At 46.9% G+C, this 1,966-nt stretch carries 4 protein-coding genes; all 4 read left to right on the plus strand.

What is annotated here, in order from left to right; all coding sequences use genetic code 11:
* The first annotated feature begins 110 nt into the window (after positions 1-110).
* The 4 genes from B157_RS35230 (at position 111) to B157_RS35235 (ending at position 1,878) form a co-directional block, all read left to right on the plus strand.
* Entirely contained in the window at positions 111-392 is a 282-nt protein-coding gene (locus tag B157_RS35230; protein ID WP_020603702.1) for an RNA polymerase sigma factor, read from the plus strand.
* A 34-nt stretch (positions 393-426) separates the two neighbouring features.
* The gene (locus tag B157_RS0112705; protein ID WP_020603703.1) at positions 427-915 is read left to right on the plus strand and encodes a hypothetical protein; all 489 of its coding nucleotides are present in this window, start codon (positions 427-429) and stop codon (positions 913-915) included.
* 155 nt (positions 916-1,070) lie between these two features.
* Positions 1,071-1,511: a transposase gene (locus tag B157_RS37460; protein WP_020603704.1), complete on the plus strand. Its 441-nt coding sequence runs from the start codon at positions 1,071-1,073 to the stop codon at positions 1,509-1,511.
* A 1-nt stretch (position 1,512) separates the two neighbouring features.
* Positions 1,513-1,878, plus strand: coding sequence for a transposase (locus B157_RS35235; protein WP_052646997.1), 366 nt, complete (start codon positions 1,513-1,515; stop codon positions 1,876-1,878).
* Positions 1,879-1,966 lie beyond the last annotated feature (88 nt).

A 1,966-nucleotide genomic window follows, 5' to 3' on the forward strand; every position in this document is an offset into this window, starting at 1 on the left:
TTTTGTTTGGTTAGCACCCAAAACTACCAATTTCGGCTCATATGCCCTTTAAACGCCGGTTTTAAGAATTTCACAATCCCATAGTTCGCGTTAAATTAGAGCAACAGCGAATGACAACGGTTTCAATCCATGAAGAGAGCGCCGAGACGTTTTTGGATCATGACCAGCGTTCACAACTAGAGCATCTACAGATAACCGAGCAGCAGAACTATATTAAAGACGCTATCAGTCGATTGCCGGGAATAGATGGGCTATTGATCACGTTATATTACCTGGACGAGAAGTCAATCCGGGAAATTGAGGAGATAACCGGCTTATCGGAATCTAACATTAAGGTAAAATTATTCCGGGCCAGAAAAGTACTGGAAGCGCAGTTGCGTTTTTTATTGTAAATGAACCGGTTGTCGATTTGAACGGCCATTATCTATGGAGGACGAAAAAAAAGATCGTTTCAGCAGGCTGATCCAACAAGTCGGACCCGACAAACCGGGTGCTGACTTCACCCGTGCCATCATGAAACAGGTGCAGGCTGAATCGGAACTGGACCCGGCAAACGAAGCCGCCCTGATCCAGCTTTTACAATCGCATACGCTTGTCGAAAAACCATCGTCTGCTTTTAATCGTCGGGTGATGAATCAAATCCTGGTTTCGCAACCCAGGCAACTGGAGCCCATTATTCGCCCCAGGGTATGGTATGTGATGGCAGCATCGCTGCTCTTGATCGTTCTTTTCTGTGTAGGTCTACTTTCTTCCAGTCCAGCTCAACCTACCTCCTCCGGACTGGATCGTTTTTTTTTGGGTATAGAGGGAACCCTCGACGCCCTTCCGATTAGTTACCCATTAACCCTTTTTGCCATAGGTGTTTTAGTGGTCTTAGACTATTTTATGAGACGTGATATACGTGTAAGGTATTGACTTATAGGTAATTAAATGAAGTAGGTCCGGTACTAATCTATGTCCACTAACCAGCATACAGAGGTAACCAAGGTTCGGTAAGTATACCCCTCTTAGAAGCTGTTTGAGTTAGCGATTTGAGAAACGAGAAAGCCGCCAATCGGGGTTTAAGTTGTGTGAAGCAACCTTATTCCTCCGACCTGACGGCCTCTCAATGGCAAGGTATTGAAAAACTCATTTATGTCAAACGAAAAAGCGTTTGGCCCCTTCGACGCATTGTCGAAGCCATCTTTTATCTGACCAAAAACGGCATCATCTGGCGCGATCTGCCCGATGGTTTTCCGCCATGGCAAACTGTTTACTGGTACTTCCGGAAATGGAGCAAAGACGTTACCTGGATACTGATTGCCAACGAGTTGACGATACTTCATCGGCTTAAAGTGGACAAAAAGCCTGTCCCAACAGTAGCCGTGATCGACTCGCAGAGCGTCAAGAACTCCTCGACGGCCACCGAACAGATTGGGTTTGATGGCGGTAAACTTATCAAGGGCCGCAAGCGGTTTTTGATGGTCGATACGATGGCGGGGCCGCCCGTGCGGGCATTTGTTGTGGACTGACGTGCATCCGGCCAACGTTCACGACGGGCAGGCAGGCGTTACGTTTTGGGAGCAGGCTGAGCATATCAACCCGTTGCTGGATGACCTGGTGTTGATGTATGCTGACAGTACGTTCGGCGGCCATTTTAAGGAACAGTTAGAAACGATTTATGATATGCGCGTGGTGATTTCAAAGACTCCGGTTGAGGACCAACCTACTGATGGTGAATTGCTTATTCACAAGTGGAGGTGGATAGTAGAACGTACGATTAGTTGGTTAGGTAATAACCGCAGATTGGCAAAAGACTACGAACGGACGATTCTGTCGGCTCAAAGTTTCATTTGGATTGCCCACATCAGACGGACGATCAGACACGCATTTTACTAACTGATGTTACGCAGCCTTGGCCAATAGAGTAGATTGACTTTTGAGGCTGTTGAGTTCCTGCAAAGCCAACTTAGTTGCATTTAGCGTC

The sequence above is a fragment of the Spirosoma spitsbergense DSM 19989 genome (assembly GCF_000374085.1).
GTDB lineage: Bacteria > Bacteroidota > Bacteroidia > Cytophagales > Spirosomataceae > Spirosoma > Spirosoma spitsbergense.

Excerpts from the sequence above, each read along its gene's own strand:
- B157_RS35230 (WP_020603702.1), top strand. The coding sequence starts at position 111 with ATGACAACGGTTTCAATCCATGAAGAGAGCGCCGAGACGTTTTTGGAT.
- B157_RS0112705 (WP_020603703.1), top strand. The coding sequence starts at position 427 with ATGGAGGACGAAAAAAAAGATCGTTTCAGCAGGCTGATCCAACAAGTC.